20 protein-coding genes are annotated in these 22,938 nt (G+C 59.4%); 5 read left to right on the top strand and 15 right to left on the bottom strand.

Going from position 1 to position 22,938, the window contains the following annotated elements; genetic code table 11:
- Positions 1 to 72: 72 nt before the first annotated feature.
- Positions 73 to 402 (top strand): hypothetical protein, encoded by a 330-nt coding sequence (locus I9H09_RS19285; RefSeq protein ID WP_053931493.1) that lies wholly within the window; start codon positions 73 to 75, stop codon positions 400 to 402.
- Positions 403 to 474: 72 nt separating this feature from the next.
- Here I9H09_RS19285 and I9H09_RS19290 read toward each other — a convergent pair whose 3' ends face one another.
- Both I9H09_RS19290 and I9H09_RS19295 read right to left on the bottom strand, forming a co-directional pair.
- The gene (locus tag I9H09_RS19290; RefSeq protein ID WP_005890204.1) at positions 475 to 1,305 is read right to left on the bottom strand and encodes a mechanosensitive ion channel family protein; all 831 of its coding nucleotides are present in this window, start codon (positions 1,303 to 1,305) and stop codon (positions 475 to 477) included.
- A gap of 101 nt (positions 1,306 to 1,406) precedes the next feature.
- On the bottom strand, positions 1,407 to 1,886 hold the full coding sequence (locus I9H09_RS19295; RefSeq protein ID WP_005890203.1) for a YajQ family cyclic di-GMP-binding protein: 480 nt from the start codon (positions 1,884 to 1,886) through the stop codon (positions 1,407 to 1,409).
- Positions 1,887 to 2,057: 171 nt separating this feature from the next.
- Here I9H09_RS19295 and I9H09_RS19300 point away from each other — a divergent pair, with 171 nt between their 5' ends.
- Genes I9H09_RS19300 through I9H09_RS19310 form a run of 3 tightly spaced genes read left to right on the top strand, consistent with a single transcriptional unit; the run spans position 2,058 to position 5,653 of the window.
- Positions 2,058 to 2,978 (top strand): putative 2-dehydropantoate 2-reductase, encoded by a 921-nt coding sequence (locus I9H09_RS19300; RefSeq protein WP_122347641.1) that lies wholly within the window; start codon positions 2,058 to 2,060, stop codon positions 2,976 to 2,978.
- Positions 2,979 to 3,022: 44 nt separating this feature from the next.
- On the top strand, positions 3,023 to 5,059 hold the full coding sequence (locus tag I9H09_RS19305) for a sensor histidine kinase (RefSeq protein WP_122347640.1): 2,037 nt from the start codon (positions 3,023 to 3,025) through the stop codon (positions 5,057 to 5,059).
- A gap of 15 nt (positions 5,060 to 5,074) precedes the next feature.
- Positions 5,075 to 5,653, top strand: a complete 579-nt coding sequence (locus I9H09_RS19310; RefSeq protein ID WP_005890198.1) for a cob(I)yrinic acid a,c-diamide adenosyltransferase — start codon at positions 5,075 to 5,077, stop codon at positions 5,651 to 5,653.
- Between the two features lie 216 nt (positions 5,654 to 5,869).
- Here I9H09_RS19310 and I9H09_RS19315 read toward each other — a convergent pair whose 3' ends face one another.
- The 4 genes from I9H09_RS19315 to secA form a co-directional block, all read right to left on the bottom strand.
- On the bottom strand, positions 5,870 to 6,820 hold the full coding sequence (locus I9H09_RS19315; protein WP_122347639.1) for a Nudix family hydrolase: 951 nt from the start codon (positions 6,818 to 6,820) through the stop codon (positions 5,870 to 5,872).
- A gap of 2 nt (positions 6,821 to 6,822) precedes the next feature.
- Positions 6,823 to 7,449 (bottom strand): glutathione S-transferase family protein, encoded by a 627-nt coding sequence (locus I9H09_RS19320; RefSeq protein ID WP_122347645.1) that lies wholly within the window; start codon positions 7,447 to 7,449, stop codon positions 6,823 to 6,825.
- Positions 7,450 to 7,520: 71 nt separating this feature from the next.
- Complete coding sequence (gene argJ, locus I9H09_RS19325; RefSeq protein ID WP_024691035.1) at positions 7,521 to 8,738, bottom strand: bifunctional glutamate N-acetyltransferase/amino-acid acetyltransferase ArgJ; 1,218 nt, start codon at positions 8,736 to 8,738, stop codon at positions 7,521 to 7,523.
- Between the two features lie 109 nt (positions 8,739 to 8,847).
- Positions 8,848 to 11,589, bottom strand: coding sequence for a preprotein translocase subunit SecA (gene secA / locus I9H09_RS19330; protein ID WP_005890186.1), 2,742 nt, complete (start codon positions 11,587 to 11,589; stop codon positions 8,848 to 8,850).
- 305 nt (positions 11,590 to 11,894) lie between these two features.
- Between secA and I9H09_RS19335 the strand changes: the two genes are divergently transcribed.
- The gene (locus I9H09_RS19335) at positions 11,895 to 12,356 is read left to right on the top strand and encodes a DUF721 domain-containing protein (RefSeq protein ID WP_024668819.1); all 462 of its coding nucleotides are present in this window, start codon (positions 11,895 to 11,897) and stop codon (positions 12,354 to 12,356) included.
- 109 nt (positions 12,357 to 12,465) lie between these two features.
- Here I9H09_RS19335 and lpxC read toward each other — a convergent pair whose 3' ends face one another.
- From lpxC to murD, 9 genes are all read right to left on the bottom strand, one after another.
- Positions 12,466 to 13,377, bottom strand: a complete 912-nt coding sequence (gene lpxC / locus I9H09_RS19340; RefSeq protein WP_005890181.1) for a UDP-3-O-acyl-N-acetylglucosamine deacetylase — start codon at positions 13,375 to 13,377, stop codon at positions 12,466 to 12,468.
- Positions 13,378 to 13,489: 112 nt separating this feature from the next.
- Complete coding sequence (gene ftsZ, locus I9H09_RS19345) at positions 13,490 to 14,677, bottom strand: cell division protein FtsZ (RefSeq protein WP_005890179.1); 1,188 nt, start codon at positions 14,675 to 14,677, stop codon at positions 13,490 to 13,492.
- 88 nt (positions 14,678 to 14,765) lie between these two features.
- Entirely contained in the window at positions 14,766 to 16,022 is a 1,257-nt protein-coding gene (gene ftsA / locus I9H09_RS19350) for a cell division protein FtsA (protein WP_003364017.1), read from the bottom strand.
- A 14-nt stretch (positions 16,023 to 16,036) separates the two neighbouring features.
- Positions 16,037 to 16,906: a cell division protein FtsQ/DivIB gene (locus I9H09_RS19355; RefSeq protein ID WP_122347636.1), complete on the bottom strand. Its 870-nt coding sequence runs from the start codon at positions 16,904 to 16,906 to the stop codon at positions 16,037 to 16,039.
- Between the two features lie 3 nt (positions 16,907 to 16,909).
- Positions 16,910 to 17,869, bottom strand: a complete 960-nt coding sequence (locus I9H09_RS19360) for a D-alanine--D-alanine ligase (protein WP_122347635.1) — start codon at positions 17,867 to 17,869, stop codon at positions 16,910 to 16,912.
- Positions 17,866 to 19,326: a UDP-N-acetylmuramate--L-alanine ligase gene (gene murC / locus I9H09_RS19365; protein WP_005890176.1), complete on the bottom strand. Its 1,461-nt coding sequence runs from the start codon at positions 19,324 to 19,326 to the stop codon at positions 17,866 to 17,868. The genes I9H09_RS19360 and murC overlap by 4 nt, the downstream gene beginning before the upstream one ends.
- A complete protein-coding gene (murG, locus tag I9H09_RS19370; protein WP_053480852.1) occupies positions 19,319 to 20,389 on the bottom strand; it encodes an undecaprenyldiphospho-muramoylpentapeptide beta-N-acetylglucosaminyltransferase in 1,071 nt (356 codons plus the stop codon). The genes murC and murG overlap by 8 nt, the downstream gene beginning before the upstream one ends.
- The gene (ftsW, locus tag I9H09_RS19375; RefSeq protein WP_122347633.1) at positions 20,379 to 21,593 is read right to left on the bottom strand and encodes a putative lipid II flippase FtsW; all 1,215 of its coding nucleotides are present in this window, start codon (positions 21,591 to 21,593) and stop codon (positions 20,379 to 20,381) included. Before ftsW ends, murG begins: the two co-directional genes overlap by 11 nt.
- Entirely contained in the window at positions 21,590 to 22,936 is a 1,347-nt protein-coding gene (gene murD / locus I9H09_RS19380) for a UDP-N-acetylmuramoyl-L-alanine--D-glutamate ligase (protein ID WP_122347632.1), read from the bottom strand. Before murD ends, ftsW begins: the two co-directional genes overlap by 4 nt.
- Positions 22,937 to 22,938 lie beyond the last annotated feature (2 nt).

Consider the following 22,938-nt stretch of genomic DNA (forward strand, 5'->3'; position numbering starts at 1 on the left):
GAAAGGTATGTTCGTAACCAACAGCTGACGAAACACCCGAGCGTCGATGTCGGAAATAATCATGGAGCAAAAATGAATACAGTCTGTAAAGGAAGCGCTGGGCGTCACGCTCTGCTTAGCATTATGGGTTTAGTTGTATGGCTGCCTATTATTTCTATCGCATTGCTATTCGGTGCGGTGCGCCTGGCCACAGGGTTGGGTGAAGGGATACTGGTAGTTGCCGCTACACTCGGTTTACTAATGAATGCAGAGGTCGTCGCGACCCTTATTTTCTTCATCTACGCATGCTGTGCAAAACCATGGCGATTTTCAAAAAAATGGCGACTCAGCTTTCATATCCATGCGCTAGCCGGAGGTATGACGACACTTTTAATTGTCGCCTTGGAAATAGCGTTTTCCTGACCCGGCCACTTAAAGAAAAGCCCCGACTCTCACGAGCCAGGGCTTTGGATTTGCCAGAAAAGCTGTCGACAGTTACTCCTGAACCACCCGCACAATCCGCTGCGGCAGCGGGATTTCGATGCCCGCGTCCTTCAAACGGTCGCGTGCTTCGATGTTGAACATCGACGTCACGTCGCCCATGTCGCCCGTGGTGGTCCATACGCGCAGCGATAGCGTGATCGCGTTCTCGCCCAGTGCAGCGACCACAGCCTGCGGGGCCGGATCCTTGAGTACGCGGGGGTCGTCGGCCATGTCCAGCAGGACCTGCAGTGCTTTCCTCAAATCCGCATCGTGGCTGACGCCGATATCGAAGGTGATCTTGCGGGTCGGCTGACGATTGGTGTTGGTGATGATGCCGTTCGACAGGTTGCCGTTGGGAATGATCACGGTACGGTTGTCGCCGGTACGCAGGACGGTGTGGAAGATCTGGATGTTGTCGACGGTTCCCGATACGCCCTGAGCTTCGATCCAGTCGCCGATGCGAAATGGACGGAACAGTAGAATCAGCACGCCGCCTGCAAAGTTCGCCAGGCTGCCCTGCAACGCCAGACCGATGGCCAGGCCAGCGGCACCGATAGCGGCCACGAACGAGGTGGTTTCGACGCCGATCATTGACGCGACACTGACCACCAGCAAAATTTTCAGGATAATGTTCGCCAGGTTGCTGACGAAGCCCTGCAGGGCCAGATCAGCGTGGCGCAATGCCAACAAGGCACCAAGCTTGCCGGTCAACCGGTTGATCAGCCACCAGCCCAGACACAGTGTTACCAGAGCCAGCAGCAAACGGCTGCCGTATTCCATGATCATCGGAATCCACGCCTGCGACGCTTGCCACAGATGACCGACTTCAGCATTCAAATCCATCGTTACCCCCATTATCCGTTACGAACCAACATCAAATCGCGCCCACGGCGATTCGGACCGACCGGGAAACGCAAGGGTTCCCCGCAGCCCATTACTTATGTTCAGTCACGGAAGTTGTTGAATTGCAAAGGCATGCCCGAATCGTAGGCACGCAAGACGGCAATGGCTTCTTGCAGGTCGTCGCGTTTTTTGCCGGTCACACGGACTTGTTCGCCTTGAATGGCAGCCTGCACCTTGAGCTTGGCTTCCTTGATGTGGGCGACGATTTTTTTCGCCAGTTCTTTGTCGATGCCTTCGCGCAACGTGGCTTCCTGTTTCATCAGTTTGCCGGACGCATAGGCGTCTTTGACTTCAAGGCACTTCGCGTCGACCTTGCGCTTGACCAGCGCCAGCTTGAGGATTTCGATCATCGCTTCCAGCTGGAAATCGGCTTCGGCGGTCAGCGTGACGGTCAGTTCCTTGAACTCGAACGTGCCTTTGCCTTTAAGGTCATAGCGACGGTCCAGCTCTTTGATGGCGTTGTCGACGGCATTCGTGACTTCGTGTTTATCCAGTTCGGACACTACGTCGAACGAGGGCATGTATGTTCTCCAGGTAAACGGCGTGCGCACAACAATCACGCACGCATGACTTGACGGTATGAAAGAACGCTCATTATAACGAGACTTTCCCTGCGTTCACTGTGAGCCTTGCATGCACATCCCTGTTTTCATGTTCAGCAGACCGTCTCAGCCCCTGATCGTGCCGTCCTGATGGCCGTGACCTGGCATATCCTTGGCGCAGGCAGTCTGGGCAGCCTGTGGGCAGCGCGACTGACGCGGGCAGGCCTGTCGGTGCGCCTGATACTGCGTGATGAGGCGAGACTGGACGTCTATCAGGCTGCTGGCAGCTGCGTGACGCTGATCGAAGGCGACGTGGCCCAGGCTTACCCGGCCGAGGCGCAGACTGCCACGCACCGCGAGCCTGTCGAGCGTCTGCTGGTCGCCTGCAAGGCCTATGACGCTGAACAAGCCGTCGCACAGCTGGCTTCACGCCTGACGCCTGGTGCCGAAGTGATCCTGCTGCAAAACGGGCTGGGCAGTCAGGACGCGGTTGCTGCGCGGGTTCCCCATGCGCGCTGCATTTTTGCCTCGAGCACCGAAGGCGCATTTATGGAATCGGACTGGCGCGTCAGGTTCGCCGGGCACGGTTTCACCTGGCTGGGCGATGTGTCGAACCCGGCTGCGCCGGCACTTCTCCAAGACATACGCGCCAGCGGCATTGCTCACGAATGGACGCCAGACATTCTCACCCGCCTGTGGCGCAAGCTGGCGCTCAATTGCGCCATCAACCCGCTGACAGTTTTGCACGCATGCCGTAATGGCGGCCTGCTGGAGCACGGTTGCGAGGTCATGACACTCTGTGCCGAGCTGGCCAAACTGCTGGAATGCTGCGGCCAGCCAGCCGCGGCGCAAGGGCTGCACGATGAGGTGCTACGCGTCATCCACGCGACAGCCGCCAACTACTCGTCCATGTATCAGGATGTCGCTCATGGGCGACGAACCGAAATCAGCTATCTGTCGGGATACGCCTGTGCGGCGGCCGCTCGCCATCACTGCCCGGCACCTCACCTGCAGCAATTGCAGACGCGTCTGACAACCCATCTGGCAAGCAAGGGTTTGCGTACCGACTAGCCCGCGCTACCCTGCTCGCACCACCCGTCAATGCGACCTGCCCCATGCCTTTGCGCCAACGCCTGGAAAACCTGCCAGTAGGTCAGAAACTGCTGGCAGCTCTGCTGATCCTGATGACCACTGTGCTGCTGGTTGCCAACCTGACCTTCATCAGCGCCGCCTATTACATCTCTCAGGAAGCGATGGCTCCGCAGGCCTTGCAGACCATTGGCCGGCTGATCAGCAGCGCCAACCTCAACGAGCGGGCCCTGTACTCGCCCAACGAGGCGCGCGCGCTGCTCAAGGAGCTGAGAAGCTACGGCCCTTTACGTGCTGCAGCGCTGTACGACAATGACGGCGAGCGGCTCGAACAGATGCATCAGGGTGAAAGCCTTGAGCTGCCTAAGCACTTCAACGACCTGGAAAGCTGGCGCCTGACCGAGTTTCGTAGCACGCAGGTCATCACTGTGCCCAAGGGCTACGAGCCGCCGGGGCATCTGTTGCTGGTCGCCAGCAGCGAGCTGCCACCTGCGTTCTACACCGGTACGCTGACTGCCAGCCTGGCCATTCTGGTGTTCAGCGTGTTGCTCTGGCTGGTGGTGGCACGGCAGATACGGCGCCTGATCACCGAGCCTATCGACCAACTGGAAGAGCTGTCGCGGCGCGTCACCCGTGAAGAAAACTACGCTTTGCGAGCAGCGCCCGGCAACGAGGATGAAATCGGCAGTCTGGCTGAAGCGTTCAATACCATGTTGTCGCGTATTGAGGCGCGTGAGCAGCAACTCAAGCGCGCCCGTGACGACTCTCAGGAAGCCTACGATCAGGCCCAGGGGCTGGCCGAGGAAACCCGTCATACAAATCGCAAGCTGGAGCTGGAAGTTCAGGTGCGCAGCAAGATCGAGAAAAAGCTCACCGGCTTCCAGAACTACCTCAACAGCATCATCGACTCGATGCCCTCGGCCATGATCGCGCTGGATGAGCAGCTTTACGTGACCCAATGGAATCAGGAGGCCACGGCCCTGTCCGGCACCACGCTGGACGAGGCGCTAAACCAGCCGATCTTCTTGGCCTTCGAGCCGATGCGCGCTTTTCTGCCGCAGATCAAGCACACCGTCGAGCGGCACAGCGTGACCAAGATCGAGCGGGTCACCTGGATCAAGAATGAAGAGGCGCGCCACTACGCGTTGACGTTCTACCCGCTGACCGGTGATGCCGGGCGTGGGGTGGTGATCCGCATCGATGACATCACCCAGCGTATTTCGCTGGAAGAAATGATGGTGCAGTCGGAAAAGATGCTGTCCGTCGGCGGTCTGGCGGCGGGAATGGCACATGAGATCAACAACCCGCTGGGCGCCATCCTGCATAACGTACAGAACATCCGCCGGCGCCTGTCCCCGGAATTGCCGAAGAACATCGAGCAGGCCGAAGCGGACGGCATTGACCTGACAGTAGTCAATCATTATCTCGAAAGCCGTGAAGTGCCGAAGCTGCTCGATGGTATCCAGCAAGCCGGTGCCAGGGCGGCGAAGATCGTCAGTCACATGCTCAATTTCAGTCGTCTGAGCAGCCGTCAGCTGTCGCCCTGCGACCTGCCGGGGCTGATCGACCAGGCGGTGGAAATTGCCAGCAACGACTTCGACCTGACCATCGGTTTCGACTTCAAGGGCCAGCACATCATACGCCAGTTCGACAAGAACCTGGGGCCGGTGCCGTGTATCGCCAACGAGCTGGAACAGGTACTGCTGAACCTGCTGAAAAACGCTGCCCAGGCCATTCACCAGCGACCGGAAAGCGAAGAGCCGGGGCGCATTATCCTGCGCACCCGCCTCAACCCGCCCTGGGCCGAAATTCAGGTTGAAGACAACGGCATCGGCATGTCGGAAAACGTTCGCAAACGCACATTCGAGCCGTTTTTCACCACCAAGGAAATTGGCCAGGGCACCGGACTGGGTCTGTCGGTGTCGTACTTCATCATCACCAACAATCACAAGGGTCAGATGGAGGTGCAGTCCTCCCTCGGCATGGGCACCTGCTTTACGCTGCGTTTGCCGCTGATAGCCAATCAGACAAACGTTCAGCAGCAGGTTATTTCGAAGTCTTGATCAGGAGCCACATCAATGGGCTTTCGTTTGTCGAAAATCTACACACGTACCGGCGACACAGGTGAAACCGGGCTTGGCGACGGTCGCCGGGTGTCCAAGGACCACCCGCGCGTCGAGGCCATCGGTGAAGTCGATACGCTCAACAGTCAGCTCGGCCTGTTGCTGGCGGGGCTGATCGATGAAGCTCAGCGTGTTCCGGCGCTCAATGAAGTGATTGAAGTGCTTGCGCCCTGCCAGCACCGCCTGTTCGATCTGGGCGGCGAGTTGGCGATGCCGACTTACAAGGCCCTGAACAGCGCAGAAGTTGACCGGCTGGAAGCGGCGATTGATGTGTGGAATGAAGAATTGGGCCCGCTGGAAAACTTTATTCTGCCCGGTGGCTCAACGCTGATCGCCCAGGCGCACATCTGCCGCAGCCTGGCGCGCAGTGCCGAGCGCCGTTGCCAGCATCTGAATGCGGTAGAACCACTTGAGGGCGCCGGGCTGGCGTACATCAACAGGCTGTCGGACCTGCTGTTCGTGGCAGCGCGCCTGATCGCCAGAAGACAAGGTATCGCAGAGATACTGTGGCAGCCTGCACCCAAGCCGGTCTGAGTGGCGCCACGAGGCTTATCGTTCGATGCTCCGCGTGACAAGGCCTTTCATGATGCTCTGCGTCTGCTGTTGGGTGTGCGTTGCGGCGCGGAGCGTCACCCACGGCACTCCCACGCTGGAGCGTGAGGAACGATAGGTGTCTGGACCGGAACACCTATCGTGCCCACGCTCCGCGTGGGCACGCCGTTCTGGGCGCTCTGCGTCCTCTTCTGAGAGTCAGAGGATCTCGTCAGGCCAGAACGCGCGGATTCCTGCCACGCCCTGTGCGCCGCTTTCCCAAGCCTGCTTCAGCTCCGCAGGGCCTACACCGCCCAGCAGAAAGACCGGCTTGTTGAAGCCTGCGATCAAGCGGGTCGCCTGATCCCAGCCCAGTGGCTGTGCATCTGGATGGGTCAGGGTTGGCTGAACCGGTGACAAGGTGACGAAGTCCACGCCCATCTGTTCGGCCAAGGCCAACTCTTCGGCGTCATGACAGGACGCCGCCAGCCAGCGGTTCTCGGGGAACGGACGGCCACGGCTGGCATATTTACGCAGCTGCTCCGACGTGAGGTGCCAGCCAGCGGAAGGAAAGTCGCCCAGCCACTCCAGTGGGCCTTTGAGCATAAGTTGCGCCTTGCCCGCACATAAGCCTGCCGCATCAACCGCCAGATCGCGATATTTCGGGTCATAACCACCCGGCGCTCGCAACTGGACCAGCTTGATACCGCCCGCTACAGCCTTTTGCATGCCGCGCAGCAGTTCGATGTTGTCCAGACCTTCAGGTGTGATCAGATACTCGCCGGGCAAACAGGCTGCCGCCACGATGGGCTGGTTGGCTGCCGGAAACTCGTAGTCCGGCAGCTCACGCGAGGTCGCCCAGACCAGCGGCTGCCCTTCGACACCCTGCGGCTCGCCAGTGAATGCCGACACTTCCCAGACATCCAGCAACACCTGCTTGTCAGGGTAATCGTGGCTGACCTTGATCAGCGGACGCGCTGACGTCACGGCAATGCCCAGCTCTTCCTGCAGTTCACGTGCAAGCGCCGCCTCGACGGTCTCGCCCGCCTCGACCTTGCCGCCTGGGAACTCCCAGAGGCCGCCTTGATGCTGACTGTCGGCGCGTCGGGCGATCAATACTTTGCCGTCAGCGCCACGAATGACGGCGGCGGCCACATGAACTCGTTTCACGATCAGGACTCCTCCAGACCGGCCTGCTGCCAGCGTTTGAAGGCAGGCCATTGGTAGATGGTTTCGATATAGGCCAGCGCATCAGCCGGCAACTCGACGTGATAGCTGCGCAAGCGAATCGCCGCGGGCGCAAAGAACGCGTCGGCGATGCTCGGTTTACCGAACAGAAACGGTCCGCTTTCAACTGAAGCGGCCCGGCACTCGGCCCACAGCCCGATCATGCGATCAATGTCGTGCTGAGTGTCGACCGGAATCACCTCTAGCGCCTGGTCCTGACGCAGGTCCATAGGCATATTCGAGCGCAGGCTGGCAAAACCGCTGTGCATCTGCGCACAGGCCGAGCGAGCCTGGGCGCGAGCGGCGATGTCGCGTGGCCACAGGTCGGCGTCGGGGAAGCGCTCCACCAGGTATTCACAGATGGCCAGCGAATCAATGATGGTGCCGTGCTCGCACTGCAACGCGGGCACTTTGCCGGTTGGCGAATACTTGAGAATGTTGTCACGGGTGTCAGGCTGGTTCAGGCGAATGACCTGATCGGTGAACGGCACACCGGTCATCTCCAGCACAAGCCAAGGGCGCAGCGACCAGGAAGAATAGCGTTTGTCGCCAATAATCAGATGCAGGCTAATGGTCAAGCTCCTTTGAGTTCAGCGAAGGAAGCCCGGCGCAACGGCAAGATGACTGCGCGCCGGACAGTGGATCAGGTGCGATATTCAGCGTTGATCTTCACATATTCGTGTGAAAGGTCAGTGGTCCAGATGGTTTCGCTGCAATCGCCACGGCCCAGCTCGATACGGATAGTAATCTCCTCTTCGGCCATGACCGCAGAGCCCTGTTCTTCAGTGTAGGTGGTGGCGCGACAGCCCTGGCTGGCGATGCATACGCCACTTAGGAACACGTCGATCTTGCTCACGTCGAGGTCAGGCACACCTGCACGACCGACCGCCGCCAGGATACGACCCCAGTTAGGGTCCGATGCGAACAGCGCAGTCTTGATCAGTGGCGAATGAGCGACCGCGTAACCGACGTCCAGGCATTCCTGATGATTGCCACCGCCATTGACTTCGACAGTGACGAATTTGGTCGCGCCTTCGCCGTCGCGCACGATGGCCTGAGCCACGTCCATGCACACATCGAACACGGCTTTTTTCAACGCTTCGAACAACGGCCCCTTGGTTTCAGTGATCTCGGGCAGGTCGGCCTGACCGGTAGCGATCAGCATGCAGCAGTCATTGGTCGACGTATCACCGTCGATGGTGATGCGGTTAAACGACTTGTTGGCGCCGTCACGAATCAGGTCCTGCAACACGCTTTGCGACACTTTGGCATCGGTGGCAATGTAGCCGAGCATGGTTGCCATGTTCGGACGAATCATGCCTGCGCCCTTGCTGATGCCGGTCACGGTGATGGTCACGCCATCATGAGTGAACTGACGGCTTGCACCCTTGGGCAGCGTGTCGGTGGTCATAATGCCTGTGGCGGCGGCGGCCCAGTTATCCACCGACAGATCATCGAGAGCGGCTTGCAGCGCGCCTTCGATCTTTTCCACAGGCAGAGGCTCGCCGATCACACCCGTCGAGTATGGCAGCACCGCCGACGCATCAACGCCGGTCAGCTGCGCCAGCGCCTCACAGGTACGGCGTGCGGCCACCAGGCCAGGCTCACCGGTGCCAGCGTTGGCGTTGCCGGTGTTGGTCAACAGGTAGCGCACGCTGCCCTGCACGCGCTGTCTGGCCAGAATGACCGGCGCGGCGCAGAACGCATTCAAGGTGAAGACACCGGCAACGCTGGAGCCTTCGGCACAGCGCATGACCACGACGTCCTTGCGCCCCGGACGCTTGATGCCAGCAGAAGAAATGCCGAGCTCAAAACCGGGAACCGGGTGCAACGCAGGCAAAGGACCAAGACCAACAGCCATCGGGGTGCTCCTCATGGAGTGTGGCGCCGTCCACAGTGGTACGGCTATCAATGAAAAAACGCCGCGACGGGCAAGCCGGTCGCGGCGCAGGTATTACACAGTCAAAGGCTTAGTTGATCTGGCCGTGACAGTGCTTGAATTTCTTGCCAGAGCCACACCAGCACAGCTCGTTACGACCCAGTTTCTGATCGTTGCGCACAGGCTCGGAAACAACAGCTACTGGCGCTTCGCCGCCTTCTTCGTCCAGGAGCGGCTGATCGATACCCGGCGCAGGCGCGTGTTCGAACTGCATGCGACTGGCCAGCTCTTCGGCTTCGCGACGCTGGCGTGCCTCTTCTTCCTCTGGATCTTCGCGACGGACCTGAACGTGCGAAAGCACACGGATAGTGTCGCGCTTGATCGAGTCCAGCAATTCCTGGAACAGGGTGAAGGACTCGCGCTTGTATTCCTGCTTGGGATTCTTCTGAGCGTAGCCACGCAGGTGAATACCGTGACGCAAGTGGTCCATGGTCGACAGGTGATCTTTCCACAGGTCGTCCAGCACACGCAGGAGGATCTGCTTCTCGAAAGAGCGCAGGGCTTCGGCGCTGGCCTGATCTTCCTTCTCGTTATAAGCCACCAGCAACTGCGCCATGATCTTCTCGCGCAGGCTGTCTTCGTGCAGGTTGTCGTCTTCGTCCAGCCACTGCTGAATCGGCAGTTGCACGGCGAAGTCGGTGTTCAGGGAAGCTTCCAGGCCAGCGACGTTCCACTGCTCTGGCAGGGACTGTGGCGGAATGTGCTGACTGATGAGGTTGTTGAGGACTTCCTCGCGGAAGTCGGCAATGGTCTCACCGATGTTTTCAGCGGCCAGCAACGTGTTGCGCATGTGATAGATCACTTTGCGCTGCTCGTTGGCCACGTCATCGAATTCGAGCAGTTGCTTGCGGATGTCGAAGTTGCGACCTTCCACCTTGCGCTGCGCTTTTTCGATGGCGTTGGTCACCATGCGATGTTCGATGGCCTCACCGGACTGCATGCCCAGCGCCTTCATGAAGTTCTTCACCCGGTCAGACGCAAAGATGCGCATCAGGCTGTCTTCAAGCGACAGGTAGAAACGGCTGGAACCGGTGTCACCCTGACGACCGGCGCGACCGCGCAGCTGGTTGTCGATACGGCGCGATTCGTGACGCTCGGAAGCGATAACGTGCAGGCCGCCAGCTTCGATGACCTGCTGGTGGCGCTTCTGCCAGTCAGCTTTGATCTGCGCGATCTGCTCAGGGGTCGGGTCTTCCAGGTTGGCAACTTCAACTTCCCAGTTGCCGCCCAACAGGATGTCAGTACCACGACCAGCCATGTTGGTGGCGATGGTCAGCGCACCCGGACGACCGGCCTGGGCAATGATCTCAGCTTCTTTTTCGTGGAACTTGGCGTTCAGAACCTTGTGTTCGATACCTTCCTGGTTGAGCAGACTGGACATGTGCTCGGAAGTTTCGATGGTCGCTGTACCCACCAGCACTGGACGGTTTTCCGCCAGGCAAGCCTTGATGTCGGTCACGATGGCGGCGTACTTCTCTTCCGCAGTCAGGTAAACGAGGTCGTTGAAGTCCTTGCGCGCCAAAGGCTTGTTCGGCGGAATGACCATCACAGCCAGGTTGTAGATCTGGTGGAATTCGAACGCTTCGGTGTCGGCTGTACCGGTCATGCCGGACAGCTTGTTGTACAGACGGAAGTAGTTCTGGAAAGTAGTCGACGCCAAGGTCTGGCTCTCGGCCTGAATATTCAGGCCTTCCTTGGCTTCGATGGCCTGGTGCAGGCCTTCGGACAAACGACGGCCCGGCATGGTGCGACCAGTGTGTTCGTCAACCAGCAGAACCTGACCGTCCGAGACGATGTACTCGACGTTGCGGTTGAACAGCTTGTGCGCACGCAGGCCGGCATAGACGTGAGTCAGCAGGCCAAGGTTATGCGCCGAATAGAGGCTCTCGCCTTCAGCCAGCAGGCCGACTTCGGTGAGCATCTCTTCGATGAACTGGTGACCGGCTTCGTTCAGTTCGACCTGACGGGTCTTCTCGTCAACGGTGAAGTGGCCCGGTTTGGTGACCTCGCCTTCCACTTCCTCGATGTGCTGCTCGAGCTTGGGGATCAGGCGGTTGATTTCGGTGTACAGCTTGGAGCTGTCTTCGGCCTGACCGGAAATGATCAGCGGCGTACGCGCTTCGTCGATCAGAATCGAGTCGACTTCGTCGATTACGGCAAAGTTGAGTTCGCGCTGGAACTTGTCGTCCATGCTGAACGCCATGTTGTCACGCAGGTAATCGAAGCCGTATTCGTTGTTGGTGCCGTAGGTGATGTCGGCAGCGTAGGCGGCGCGCTTCTCTTCCGGTGGCTGGAATGGCGTGACGATGCCTACGGTCAGACCGAGGAATTCGTACAGCGGACGCATCCAGTTGGCATCGCGACGAGCCAGATAGTCGTTCACGGTTACCACGTGGACGCCCTTGCCGGACAAGGCGTTGAGGTACACGGCCAGGGTGCCGACGAGGGTTTTACCTTCACCGGTACGCATTTCCGCGATCTGGCCTTCGTGCAAGGTCATGCCGCCGATCAACTGAACGTCGAAGTGGCGCATGCCCATCACACGCTTGCCCGCTTCACGAGCAACGGCGAACGCTTCCGGCAGCAATTGATCGAGGGTCTCGCCTTTGGCTATGCGGGCCTTGAACTCTTCGGTCTTGGCGCGCAGTTGCTCGTCCGAAAGGGCCACCATTTGCTCTTCGAAGGCATTGACGATCTGTACCGTCTTGAGCATGCGTTTGACTTCACGCTCGTTCTTGCTTCCAAAAAGTTTTTTCAACAAAGGCGCAAACATATCGACAGGATCTTCCACACATAGGAATGGAGGGCGGCCCCGTGAGTCGCCCGTGCAGCCCAGATGGCCGCATGCGAACGAGCATTCTACCCGGAAACGATGGTGAGGAAAGTGGCGTTATTCCACGATGCTGGCACAGCGCTGTGACGGGGCAGTTTTACAATGGGGCCATTTTCAAGCACTTCAACCCGCAATTCGGGGAAGTTACTCATTGATTTGCATATGAAAGCACGGAAATGCCTTCAAAAGCAGCCGCCAGAATGCTTTCTGTTAACATGTTCATCTTGTTACTCAGGCAATCCCTCATGGCCTTTCGTCCTCTGAATGCCCGCCCACCTGCCGTTTTGCTGCGTGAAGCCAAGCCGCTCAAGGCCATCTTTCGTCACGCAGAACGCCTCAGCCATCTGCAGCGCCTGCTCGAAAGTCAGCTTCAGCCTGCGGCGCGGGAGCATTGTCACGTGGCCTCATGGCGGGAAGGTTCCTTGTTGCTGATCGTGACGGACGGTCATTGGGCGACGCGCTTGCGCTATCAGCAGAAACGCCTGCATCGGCAACTGATTGCCTTTGACGAGTTCATCAACCTGACTCGCATTGTCTTCAAGGTTCAACCGCCAGAAGCGCCACGCGGCGCTGCCACGCATACCATCGACCTGTCGATGGTCGCGGCTGAAAACATTCAGGCCACTGCCGACAACATCACTGACCCCAAGCTGCGGGCCGCACTCGAGCGGCTGGCCAGCCACGCCCGAGACAAGAAAAAGCCCTGAGCGCACTGAAAGAACCGGTTGTCGGCCTGACGTTTTCGGAAAAAAACCATAAAAAAAGGCCACCCGAAGGCAGCCTTTAAAATACAAAAGGAAAGAGAGTAAAGCTTCCTTACACGGCCGCTACAGGGCGCATGTAAGAAATAGGTGCAGTACTGGCATCCTCGAAGGTCACCACTTCCCAGGCGTCTTTCTGCTCGATCAACGTGCGCAAAAGACGATTGTTCAGTGCATGCCCCGACTTGAAGCCCCGGAACTCCCCGATCAGGCTATTGCCGAGCAGGTAGAGGTCACCGATGGCGTCCAGGATTTTGTGTTTGACGAATTCGTCCTCGTACCGCAGGCCGTCTTCGTTCAATACGCCGTCCTTGTCGACCACAATGGCGTTCTCCACGCTGCCGCCGAGTGCGAGATTGTGCTTGCGCAGGTACTCGATATCACTCATGAACCCGAAGGTCCTGGCACGGCTGACTTCCTTCACGAAGGAAGTGCTGGAAAAGTCCACGCTTGCACTTTGAGTGCGGTCGCGGAAGACGGGGTGATCGAAATCGATCTCGAAACTGACCTTGAACCCTTCGAAAGGCACGAAAGTAGCGCGTTTACCGCCCTCTTCCACTGAGACTTCACGCAGGATCCGGATGAATTTCTTCGGCGCGTCCTGTTCTTCCAGGCCTGCCGATTGAATCAGGAATACGAAAGGGCCTGCGCTGCCGTCCATGATCGGGACTTCGGAGGCAGAGAGCTCGACGTAGGCGTTATCGATGCCAAGGCCAGCCATGGCCGAGAGCAAGTGTTCCACCGTGTCAACTTTGACATCACCATTGACCAGTGTGGTCGACAACGTGGTGTCACCGACATTTTCCGCACGTGCAGGTATCTGCACGACCGGATCAAGGTCAGCTCGGCAAAACACAATGCCGGTATTCACAGGTGCGGGCTTGAGGGTCAGGTAAACCTTCTCCCCGGAGTGCAGGCCTACACCTGTGGCACGGATAATATTTTTCAGGGTGCGTTGTTTAATCATGGCATGGGCCGCTTCAGCGCAAGTTGCGAACTGGTATCAACAAAGGCTGGCGATGATAGCAGACCATGCCTTTGCTGAACACCAATCACCCTAATACCCCTGATACATTTCATCAATCGGCCTGACGACGCAGGAAAGCCGGGATGTCCAGGTAATCGAGATCGTCGTTAGGATTCATCTTCGCGGCTGCGGTTGCGCCTGCGTGTGCCTGATTGCGCATCACGGTAGGACGGTCCAGATCACGATAATTGACCGATGGAGCTTCCTGACGGGCAGCTTGCTGGGCAGGCGCCTGCTGGGTGGTCTGCATCGTGTTGTCGATCACCTTGACTGGCTTCTCGATTTTCGCGCCCAGGCCGGTAGCAACCACAGTCACGTGCAACTCGTCACGCATGTCCGGATCGATAACGGTACCGACCTTGACCATCGCGTGCTCGGAAGCGAACGCTTCGATGATGCTGCCCACGTCCGAGTACTCACCCAGAGACAGGTCAGGACCGGCAGTGATGTTGACCAGGATGCCGCGAGCGCCTTGCAGGTTGACGTCTTCGAGCAGCGGGTTGCGGATGGCTGCCTCAGTCGCTTCACGTGCACGGTTAGGACCGCTGGCGCAGCCAGTGCCCATCATCGCCATACCCATTTCGCTCATCACGGTGCGAACGTCGGCGAAGTCGACGTTGATCATGCCCGGACGCTTGATGATGTCGGAGATACCGCGAACGGCACCGGCCAGTACATCGTCAGCCTTGGCGAAAGCCGACAGCAGGCTGGCGTCCTTACCGAGGATGGTCAGCAGCTTCTCGTTGGGAATGGTGATCAACGAGTCGACGCTTTCGGACAGCATGCGGATGCCTTCATCGGCGATCTGCATACGCTTGCGACCTTCGAACGGGAACGGACGGGTCACGACTGCGACCGTCAGAATGCCCATTTCCTTGGCCACTTCGGCAATGATCGGTGCTGCACCGGTACCGGTACCGCCGCCCATGCCAGTGGTGATGAAAACCATGTTGGTGCCCTGCAGGACTTCTGCAATGCGCTCACGGTCTTCCATGGCGGCCTGACGACCGACTTCAGGGTTGGCGCCAGCGCCAAGACCTTTGGTCACGCCTGTACCGAGTTGCAGGATGGTCCGTGCGCCAATGTTTTTCAGCGCCTGAGCATCAGTGTTGGCGCAGATGAATTCCACGCCTTCGATGTTGCTCTTGACCATGTGATTGACAGCGTTTCCGCCACCACCGCCTACACCGATTACTTTAATGACCGGGCTTTGCGGGACGTTGTCTACGAGTTCGAACATTTTCTCTCTCCTTCCGCTTTCTAGTTAGTTTTGCCTACTGCCTGCCGATGTTGCTTTTGTCGCCCTGAATCTTTGAAAACCTTGAAACTCAGAAATTTCCCTGCACCCAACGCTTGATCCGCTCAAGCACCGGAGCCTTGGTCTCGTCGCTGTAACTGCTGTTGCCGACAATCCCGGACAGCGAAATGCCATCCGATTGCTTTTGCAGCCCGTACATCAACAGGCCTACGCCAGTCGAGTAGATCGGGTTGCGCACGACATCCGCGAGCCCTTTGACGCTGTGCGGTACGCCGAGGCGCACCGGCATGTGGAAGATCTCCTCAGCCAGCTCTACCGCACCTTCCATTTTTGCCGTACCACCGGTCAGCACGATGCCGGCCGGGATCAGGTCTTCGTAGCCGCTGCGACGCAACTCGGCCTGGATCAGGGTGAACAACTCGTCGTAACGAGGTTCGACCACTTCGGCCAAGGCCTGGCGCGACAGCTCGCGAGGTGGACGGTCGCCCACGCTCGGTACCTTGATGGTTTCCCCTGCACCGGCCAGTTTGGCCAGGGCGCAGGCATAACGAATCTTGATTTCTTCGGCGTACTGGGTCGGGGTACGCAGCGCCATGGCGATGTCGTTGGTGACCTGATCGCCGGCAATCGGGATGACCGCGGTGTGACGAATGGCGCCTTCGGTGAAAATCGCGATGTCGGTGGTACCGCCACCGATGTCCACCAGGCAGACGCCCAGCTCTTTCTCGTCATCGGTCAGCACCGAATAGGCCGATGCCAGTTGCTCGAGAATGATGTCGTCGACTTCCAGGCCACAACGGCGCACGCACTTCTCGATGTTCTGCGCGGCATTCACGGCGCAGGTCACTACGTGTACCTTGGCTTCCAGTCGCACGCCGGACATGCCCAGAGGCTCGCGCACGCCTTCCTGGTTATCGATCACGTAGTCCTGAGGCAAGGTGTGCAGCACGCGCTGGTCGGCAGGAATGGCCACTGCCTGGGCGGCATCGAGCACACGCTCAAGGTCGGCGGAGCTGACTTCACGGTCACGAATCGCCACGATACCGTGGGAGTTCAGGCTGCGAATGTGGCTGCCCGCAACACCGACGAACGCCGAGTGAATACGGCAGCCGGCCATCAATTGCGCCTCTTCGATTGCGCGCTGGATCGACTGCACAGTCGACTCGATATTCACCACCACGCCCTTCTTCAGGCCGCGTGAAGGATGGGTACCGATACCCACGATTTCCAGCGAACCATCGGCCGCGACTTCGCCTACCAGCGCCACCACCTTGGAGGTACCGATATCCAGCCCGACGATCATTTTGCCGCTTTGCACGTTTGCCATGGTCTTGCCTCTTATCAATTCTTCGCGACGGCGGGTTTTTCCGTCGTTGCCGCTGCCGGGTCACGCCAGCCGACCGCCAGGCCGTTGGAGTAGCGCAAGTCGACACGCGCGATATTCGTGATTTGTTCTTTCAGCGTTTTGTCGTAAATCGCGATGAAACGGCGCATTTTTTCGACGAGGCGGTCGCGTCCAAGCAACAATTCGATACCCGGGCCAGCACTACCGGCGCCTGTTGTCAGGAACCAGCTGCCGCGCTCGCGCAGTTCAAGGCGCACGATGGAGAAGCCCAGAGGGCGCAACATCTGACTCAACACCTGATACTGCTGCATCACCTGCTGTTGGGCCCGCTGCGGACCGAACAACTGGGGAAGATGTTCATAGTTGGACAGTTCACGCGGCGTGAAAGCCTGCCCCTGGTTGTTCAACAACGACTCGTCGCCCCAACGGGCAACCGGCAGTTGCTCTTCAAGACGAATCACTACCTGATCCGGCCAGACACGACGCACCTCGGCGTGCGCAATCCACGGCATCTGCTCCAGCTCGGTGCGCATGGCCGTCAGGTCGATCTTGAAAAAGCTCGACGCCACGTACGGCGCAATCCGCTGCTGCACGGCCTGCTGGCTGATGTAACTCAAATCGCCCTGCACATTGATGCGGGTGATCGGCCGATCGGCATACGGCAACAGGCGCTGTGCTGCCTCATAAGTGCCGAAGCCCAGAACCACCAGCAGCACCGGCCACATCAGACGCTTCAGGAAACTGAAGTTGGCCTTGGGCAGACGCGCCGACAGAGGCTCCTTTGCCACCATCCGGCTGGCGCCACGCGGCACCGGCTTGTTGCGGCCGGGAGCGGGTGACTGAGGACGTGCCGACGGGCCGTACATGCCTTACCCTCTCGCCTGAACGCTGTCGGCCAGAATCGCCAACACCAGTTGTTGAAAATCCAGACCGGCAGCACGCGCCGCCATCGGGACCAGGCTGTGATCGGTCATGCCGGGCACGGTATTAACTTCCAGCAACCAGAACTTGCCCTGCGCGTCCTGCATGACGTCCGTGCGCGCCCATCCGGCAATGCCAATGGCATCGCAGGCGCGTGCAGCAAGTTCTTTGAGTGCCTGTTCCTGAACATCGCCAAGCCCGCACGGGATACGGTATTGCGTATCCGAAGCCAGATACTTGGCGTCGTAATCGTAAAAAGTGTGAGGAGTACCAAGGCCGATGGGAGGCAGCACCTGCCCACGCAGAGAGGCCACAGTGAACTCAGGGCCCTGAATGCACTGCTCGACTAACACTTGCGAATCGTAGGTACTGGCGGCTTTCCAGGCGGCGATCAATTCATGGACGCTGTTCACCTTCGCCATACCGATACTTGAACCTTCATGGGCCGGTTTGACGATCAAAGGGAAGCCCAGTTCCGTCGCGGCGCAAATACAATCGTTCTCGTTTTCCAGCACCGCATGCAGTGGCGTCGGGAGGCCCAGACTCTGCCAGACCTGCTTGGTCCGCAGCTTGTCCATCGCCAGCGCAGAAGCCAGTACGCCACTGCCTGTGTAAGGGATTTCAAGACACTCGAGCAGCCCTTGCATGGTGCCGTCTTCGCCACCGCGTCCGTGCAGAACGATGAAGGCACGGTCGATCTTTTCACTGACCAGACGGTGCAGGAAATCATCCCCCACATCGATACCGAACGCATCGACGCCCGCATCGAGCAGCGCCTTAAGCACTGCATTGCCCGAATTCAGAGAGACTTCCCGTTCGGCACTCTTGCCACCGAAGAGCACGGCGACACGGCCGAAGCTTTTCGGCTCCAGTGTCGAGCGCAGGGAAGACAGGGCGGCGGCTGTCATTTCAGCTTACCTTCGGTTGAAGCCACTTTGGCGCCGACGAACAGCGGGCTTTTGAGCAGCTGTGGCGCAAGGCCACCGATGTCCCCGGCGCCCTGGCACAGCAGAATGTCGCCAGCGCGCAGCAATGGCTTGACCAGTGGTGCCAGCTCGACGCCACGCTCGATGTAGATCGGGTCCAGCTGGCCGCGCTGACGAATGCTGTGGCACAGGTTGCGGCTGTCCGCACCCGGAATCGGTTCTTCGCCGGCCGGGTAGACTTCCATCAGCAACAGTACGTTGGCATCGGCCAGCACCTGCACGAAGTCGTCGTACAGATCGCGTGTGCGACTGAAACGGTGTGGCTGGTAGACCATCACCAGGCGACGATCCGGCCAGCCGCCGCGTACTGCATTGATCACGGCAGCCACTTCCCGCGGGTGGTGACCATAGTCGTCGACCAGCATCACGTTGCCACCGTCGACAGGCAGTTCGCCATATACCTGAAAGCGCCGACCGACGCCCTGAAAGCCCGACAGACCTTGAACGATGGCCTCGTCACTGACGCCTTCGTCGGTCGCAATGGCGATCGTCGCCAGCGAGTTGAGCACGTTATGGTTGCCGGGCATGTTCACCGACACGTCAAGTGGCTCGCGGTCGCGGCGCAACACTGTAAAGAAAGTCAGCATGCCGTCCTGACGCACGTTGATCGCACGTATGTCGGCAGACTCGCTGAAGCCATAGGTCAGCGTCGGGCGCTTGACCATCGGCAGGATTTCACGCACCACAGGATCGTCGATGCACATCACTGCCAGACCGTAGAACGGCAGGTTGTGCAGGAACTCGACAAAGGTCTTCTTAAGCTTGTTGAAGTCGCCTTCATAGGTCGCCATGTGATCGGCGTCGATGTTGGTGACCACTGCAACCAGTGGCTGCAGGTGCAGGAAGCTTGCATCGCTTTCATCGGCTTCGGCGATCAGATAACGGCTGGTGCCCAATTGCGCGTTGGTGCCGGCAGCATTCAGCCGGCCGCCAATCACGAACGTCGGGTCCAGGCCACCGGCAGCGAACACAGAAGCGATCAGGCTGGTGGTGGTGGTTTTACCATGTGTGCCGGCAACCGCGATGCCGTGGCGATAGCGCATCAGCTCGGCGAGCATCTCGGCGCGTGGCACGACGGGAATACGGCGTTCCAGAGCCGTAGCCACTTCCGGGTTGGAGGTGTTCACGGCGCTGGACACCACGAGTACGTCTGCACCCACGGTGTTTTCGGCACGGTGACCGACAAAAATCTGCGCACCGAACGATTCGAGACGATCGGTGACCGGGGAGCTCTTGAGGTCAGAGCCAGAAACTTCGTAACCCAGGTTCAGCAGCACTTCGGCAATGCCGCACATGCCCACGCCGCCGATACCGACGAAGTGGATGCGACGGATACGGCGCATTTCAGGTTGTGGCATGGCGCGTTGATTCTCAACCATGAGCCACCTCCACACAGATATCCACAACAGCGTTGGTGGCATCGGGCCTGGCCAGGCGACGTGCAGTGCGGGCCATGCTGTTCAATTGTTCGGGTTGCATCAAAACCTCTTTCAGGCGTGCGGCCATCTCGGCGGCGCCAGTTGTCGCTTGTGGCATGACGAAGGCTGCGCCTTCTCGGGCCAGATAGTCAGCGTTACGAGACTGATGGTCATCAATCGCGTGGGGCAGTGGTATCAGCAACGACGGCAGACCGGCGGCGGCCAGTTCACTGATGGTCAATGCGCCTGCGCGGCAGACCACCAGGTCGGCCCAGCCATAGGCTTGGGCCATGTTCTGGATAAATGGCGCGACTTGCGCCTCGACGCCTGCGGTGCGATAGCGCTCTGCAGTAACGGCGTCATGATTCTTGCCCGACTGATGAAACACTTCGGGCTGGATGTCCTGAGGCAGCCGGGCCAGCGCCTCGGGCAGCAGTTTGTTCAAGGGTTCCGCGCCCAGGCTGCCGCCCAGTACCAACAGACGAGCCTTGCGTCCGGCCAGCGCCTGACGCGGAGTTTCCAGAAACAGCTCGACCCGCACCGGGTTGCCCGTGGTGCGACGCTTGGCAGATGCAGCGAACGTGTTCGGGAATGCTTCGCACACGCGGCTGGCAAACGACGCCAGGCTGCGATTGGCCGTTCCTGCAACGGCGTTCTGCTCATGAATGATCAACGGTACGCCCGCCAGCTTCGCCGCCAGACCGCCTGGGCCTGTGACGTAGCCACCAAAACCGACCACGCAGACCGGCTTTAACTGGCGCACGACCTTGCGGGCCTGCATCAGGGCCTTGAGCAACATCAAAGGGGCCTTGAGCAACGACAAGCGACCCTTGCCACGCAGACCGGTGACGTTGATCAGGTGCAGCTTCAGACCGGCCTGGGGCACCAGCTCGTTTTCGATGCCGCGTGGCGTGCCCAGCCAGTGGACGTTGTAGCCACGTGCCTGGAACTCGCGTGCGCAGGCAAGCGCGGGGAACACATGCCCGCCGGTACCACCCGCCATGATCAGCACGTTAGCGTCCATTGGGCGTGTCCTCGGCGAAATCGCTTTCCTGGAACTCGGCTTCTTCGCTGCCCATGTTGTTGCGCGATTCCCATTCGATGCGCAGCAGCAGGCCCAGGCTTGCACAGCAGATGACCAGCGAGCTGCCGCCATAACTGAGGAAAGGCAGCGTCAGACCCTTGGTCGGCAGCAGACCGACGTTCACGCCGATGTTGATCAGGAACTGACCGATCCACAGGAACGACAGGCCGTAAGCCACATAAGCGCCGAAGAACTGCTTGGCTCTTTCTGCCCACATGCCGATGTACATGCCCCGAATACTGACAAACAGGAACAGCGCGACAGTCAGCAGCGAGCCGACAACACCCAGCTCTTCGGCGAGTACCGAGAACACGAAGTCGGTGTGCGCTTCTGGCAGGTAGAACTGCTTCTGTACGCTGTTGCCCAGACCGACGCCGATCCACTCACCGCGCCCAAAGGCGATCAGCGCCTGGGTCAATTGGTAGCCGGAGCCGAACTGGTCAGCCCACGGGTCAGTAAAGTTGGTCAGGCGCGCCATGCGGTATGGCTGTGCCTGAACCAGCACCACCACCGATGCCACTGCCAGCACCACCATCAGCGAGAAGCGGAACAGGCCGACGCCACCGAGAAACAGCATCGCGGCTGCCGCGCCCATCATTACGACAGTTGCACCGAAGTCTGGCTCCATCAACAACAGGCCAGCCATCGGCAACAGCACGATGAACGGTTTGAAGAAGCCCATCCAGCTTTCACGCACTTCCTGCTGCTGACGAATCAGGTAGCCAGCGAGGAAGATCACCACAAATACCTTGGCGATTTCGGATGGCTGCACGTTGAACGCGCCGAAGCCGATCCAGCGCATAGAACCGTTCACCTCGCGTCCGATTCCCGGCACCAGCACCAGCAGCAACAGGCCAAAGGCACCGAGCAGCATCAGCCAGCCCAGACGTTGCCAGGTGGCGACCGGAATCATCATGGTCACGCCGCAGACGCCCAGACCGATCAGCAGGTACACCAGGTGGCGGGTCATCATGTACAGCGTATTGCCGGACTGCACGGCAGCCACTTCCGACGAGGCAGAAGTAATCATCACCAGGCCAAGGCCCAGCAGAGCCAGACAGCCGACCAGCATCGGGAAGTCGAGGTCGATGCCGCGCCCGCTGATCAGTGGCGATGGATAAGGCTTGATCACACCGAAGATCATGACAAGCACTCCACTGCCTGCGCGAACACACGTCCGCGCTCTTCATAATTCTTGAACATGTCCAGGCTGGCGCATGCGGGGGAAAGCAATACAGCGTCGCCGCCTTGAGCCAGCGATGCGCTGCGCTCTACTGCGGCCTGCAACGTGTCGACGCGGATCAGCGGAACTGCATCCCCCAACACCTGAGCAATCAGTTCGGCGTCGCGACCCAGCAAGACGACCGCGCGGCAATGTTCTATCACTGGTGCGCGCAAACCGCTGAAGTCAGCACCCTTGCCATCGCCACCAGCGATCAGGACCAGCTTGCCATCGATGTCCGAACCCAACCCCTTGATGGCAGCCAGTGCAGCGCCAACGTTGGTGGCCTTGGAATCGTTGTAGTAATCCACACCGTCATGCTCGCGCAGCCATTGGCAGCGATGCTCCAGCCCGGTGAACTCGCGCAGGCTGGCAAGCATGGCCTCGAATGGCAGGCCCACAGCGTGCCCCAGCGCCAGCGCAGCGAGTGCATTGGCCTGATTGTGCGCACCGCGCACTTTCAGATCACGCACCGGCATCAGGTTTTCGAACTGGAACGCCAAGTACTTTTCGCCGTTCTCTTCGCGCAGACCGAAACCGTGAAAATCAGGCTTGTTGAGGCCAAACGTCCAGCAAGGCAGACCTTCGCCGATCAGCGGGCGGGACAGCGCGTCCTGACGATTGACCACCACTTGCCGGGCACCGCGGAATATCCGGTGCTTAGCCTGATGGTAAGCAGGCAGACCGGTATAACGGTCCATGTGGTCTTCGCTGATATTCAGCACGGTCGCCACTTCAGCATTGAGCTGGTCGGTGGTTTCGAGCTGAAAGCTGGACAGCTCCATCACATACAAATCGATGTCATCACTGAGCAGGTCGAGCGCCGGAGTGCCAAGGTTGCCGCCCACCGCGACGCGCTTACCTGCGGCCTTGGCCATGTCGCCGACCAGCGTGGTGACTGTGCTTTTCGCATTCGAACCCGTGATGGCGATAATCGGTGCCTCCGCGTAACGCGCGAACAGCTCGATATCGCCAGACAGCTTCACGCCGCGTGCATGGGCCTGCTGCAGCGCCGGGGTGGCCAGCGCCAGACCGGGGCTGACATACAGCTCGTCGGCACGGCAGAGGAAATCGACGTCCAGCTCGCCACAACGCACTTCCACCTGCGGATACTCACGACGCAAGGTCGCCAGCTCAGGAGGATTCTCCCGCGTGTCGGCCACAGCAAAGGACACGCCCCGGTTCGCCAGGAAGCGAACCAGTGACATGCCACTTTTGCCAAGCCCCACAACAATGCGGAAGCGGTCGGAAACGATCAGGGACACTC

It is taken from the genome of Pseudomonas tremae (assembly GCF_023278125.1).
Taxonomy (GTDB): Bacteria; Pseudomonadota; Gammaproteobacteria; order Pseudomonadales; family Pseudomonadaceae; genus Aquipseudomonas; species Aquipseudomonas tremae.

Excerpts from the sequence above, each read along its gene's own strand:
- I9H09_RS19285 (WP_053931493.1), top strand. The coding sequence starts at position 73 with ATGAATACAGTCTGTAAAGGAAGCGCTGGGCGTCACGCTCTGCTTAGC.
- I9H09_RS19290 (WP_005890204.1), bottom strand. The coding sequence starts at position 1,305 with ATGGATTTGAATGCTGAAGTCGGTCATCTGTGGCAAGCGTCGCAGGCG.
- I9H09_RS19295 (WP_005890203.1), bottom strand. The coding sequence starts at position 1,886 with ATGCCCTCGTTCGACGTAGTGTCCGAACTGGATAAACACGAAGTCACG.
- I9H09_RS19300 (WP_122347641.1), top strand. The coding sequence starts at position 2,058 with ATGGCCGTGACCTGGCATATCCTTGGCGCAGGCAGTCTGGGCAGCCTG.
- I9H09_RS19305 (WP_122347640.1), top strand. The coding sequence starts at position 3,023 with ATGCCTTTGCGCCAACGCCTGGAAAACCTGCCAGTAGGTCAGAAACTG.
- I9H09_RS19310 (WP_005890198.1), top strand. The coding sequence starts at position 5,075 with ATGGGCTTTCGTTTGTCGAAAATCTACACACGTACCGGCGACACAGGT.
- argJ (WP_024691035.1), bottom strand. The coding sequence starts at position 8,738 with ATGGCTGTTGGTCTTGGTCCTTTGCCTGCGTTGCACCCGGTTCCCGGT.
- secA (WP_005890186.1), bottom strand. The coding sequence starts at position 11,589 with ATGTTTGCGCCTTTGTTGAAAAAACTTTTTGGAAGCAAGAACGAGCGT.
- I9H09_RS19335 (WP_024668819.1), top strand. The coding sequence starts at position 11,895 with ATGGCCTTTCGTCCTCTGAATGCCCGCCCACCTGCCGTTTTGCTGCGT.
- lpxC (WP_005890181.1), bottom strand. The coding sequence starts at position 13,377 with ATGATTAAACAACGCACCCTGAAAAATATTATCCGTGCCACAGGTGTA.
- ftsZ (WP_005890179.1), bottom strand. The coding sequence starts at position 14,677 with ATGTTCGAACTCGTAGACAACGTCCCGCAAAGCCCGGTCATTAAAGTA.
- ftsA (WP_003364017.1), bottom strand. The coding sequence starts at position 16,022 with ATGGCAAACGTGCAAAGCGGCAAAATGATCGTCGGGCTGGATATCGGT.
- I9H09_RS19355 (WP_122347636.1), bottom strand. The coding sequence starts at position 16,906 with ATGTACGGCCCGTCGGCACGTCCTCAGTCACCCGCTCCCGGCCGCAAC.
- I9H09_RS19360 (WP_122347635.1), bottom strand. The coding sequence starts at position 17,869 with ATGACAGCCGCCGCCCTGTCTTCCCTGCGCTCGACACTGGAGCCGAAA.
- murC (WP_005890176.1), bottom strand. The coding sequence starts at position 19,326 with ATGGTTGAGAATCAACGCGCCATGCCACAACCTGAAATGCGCCGTATC.
- murG (WP_053480852.1), bottom strand. The coding sequence starts at position 20,389 with ATGGACGCTAACGTGCTGATCATGGCGGGTGGTACCGGCGGGCATGTG.
- ftsW (WP_122347633.1), bottom strand. The coding sequence starts at position 21,593 with ATGATCTTCGGTGTGATCAAGCCTTATCCATCGCCACTGATCAGCGGG.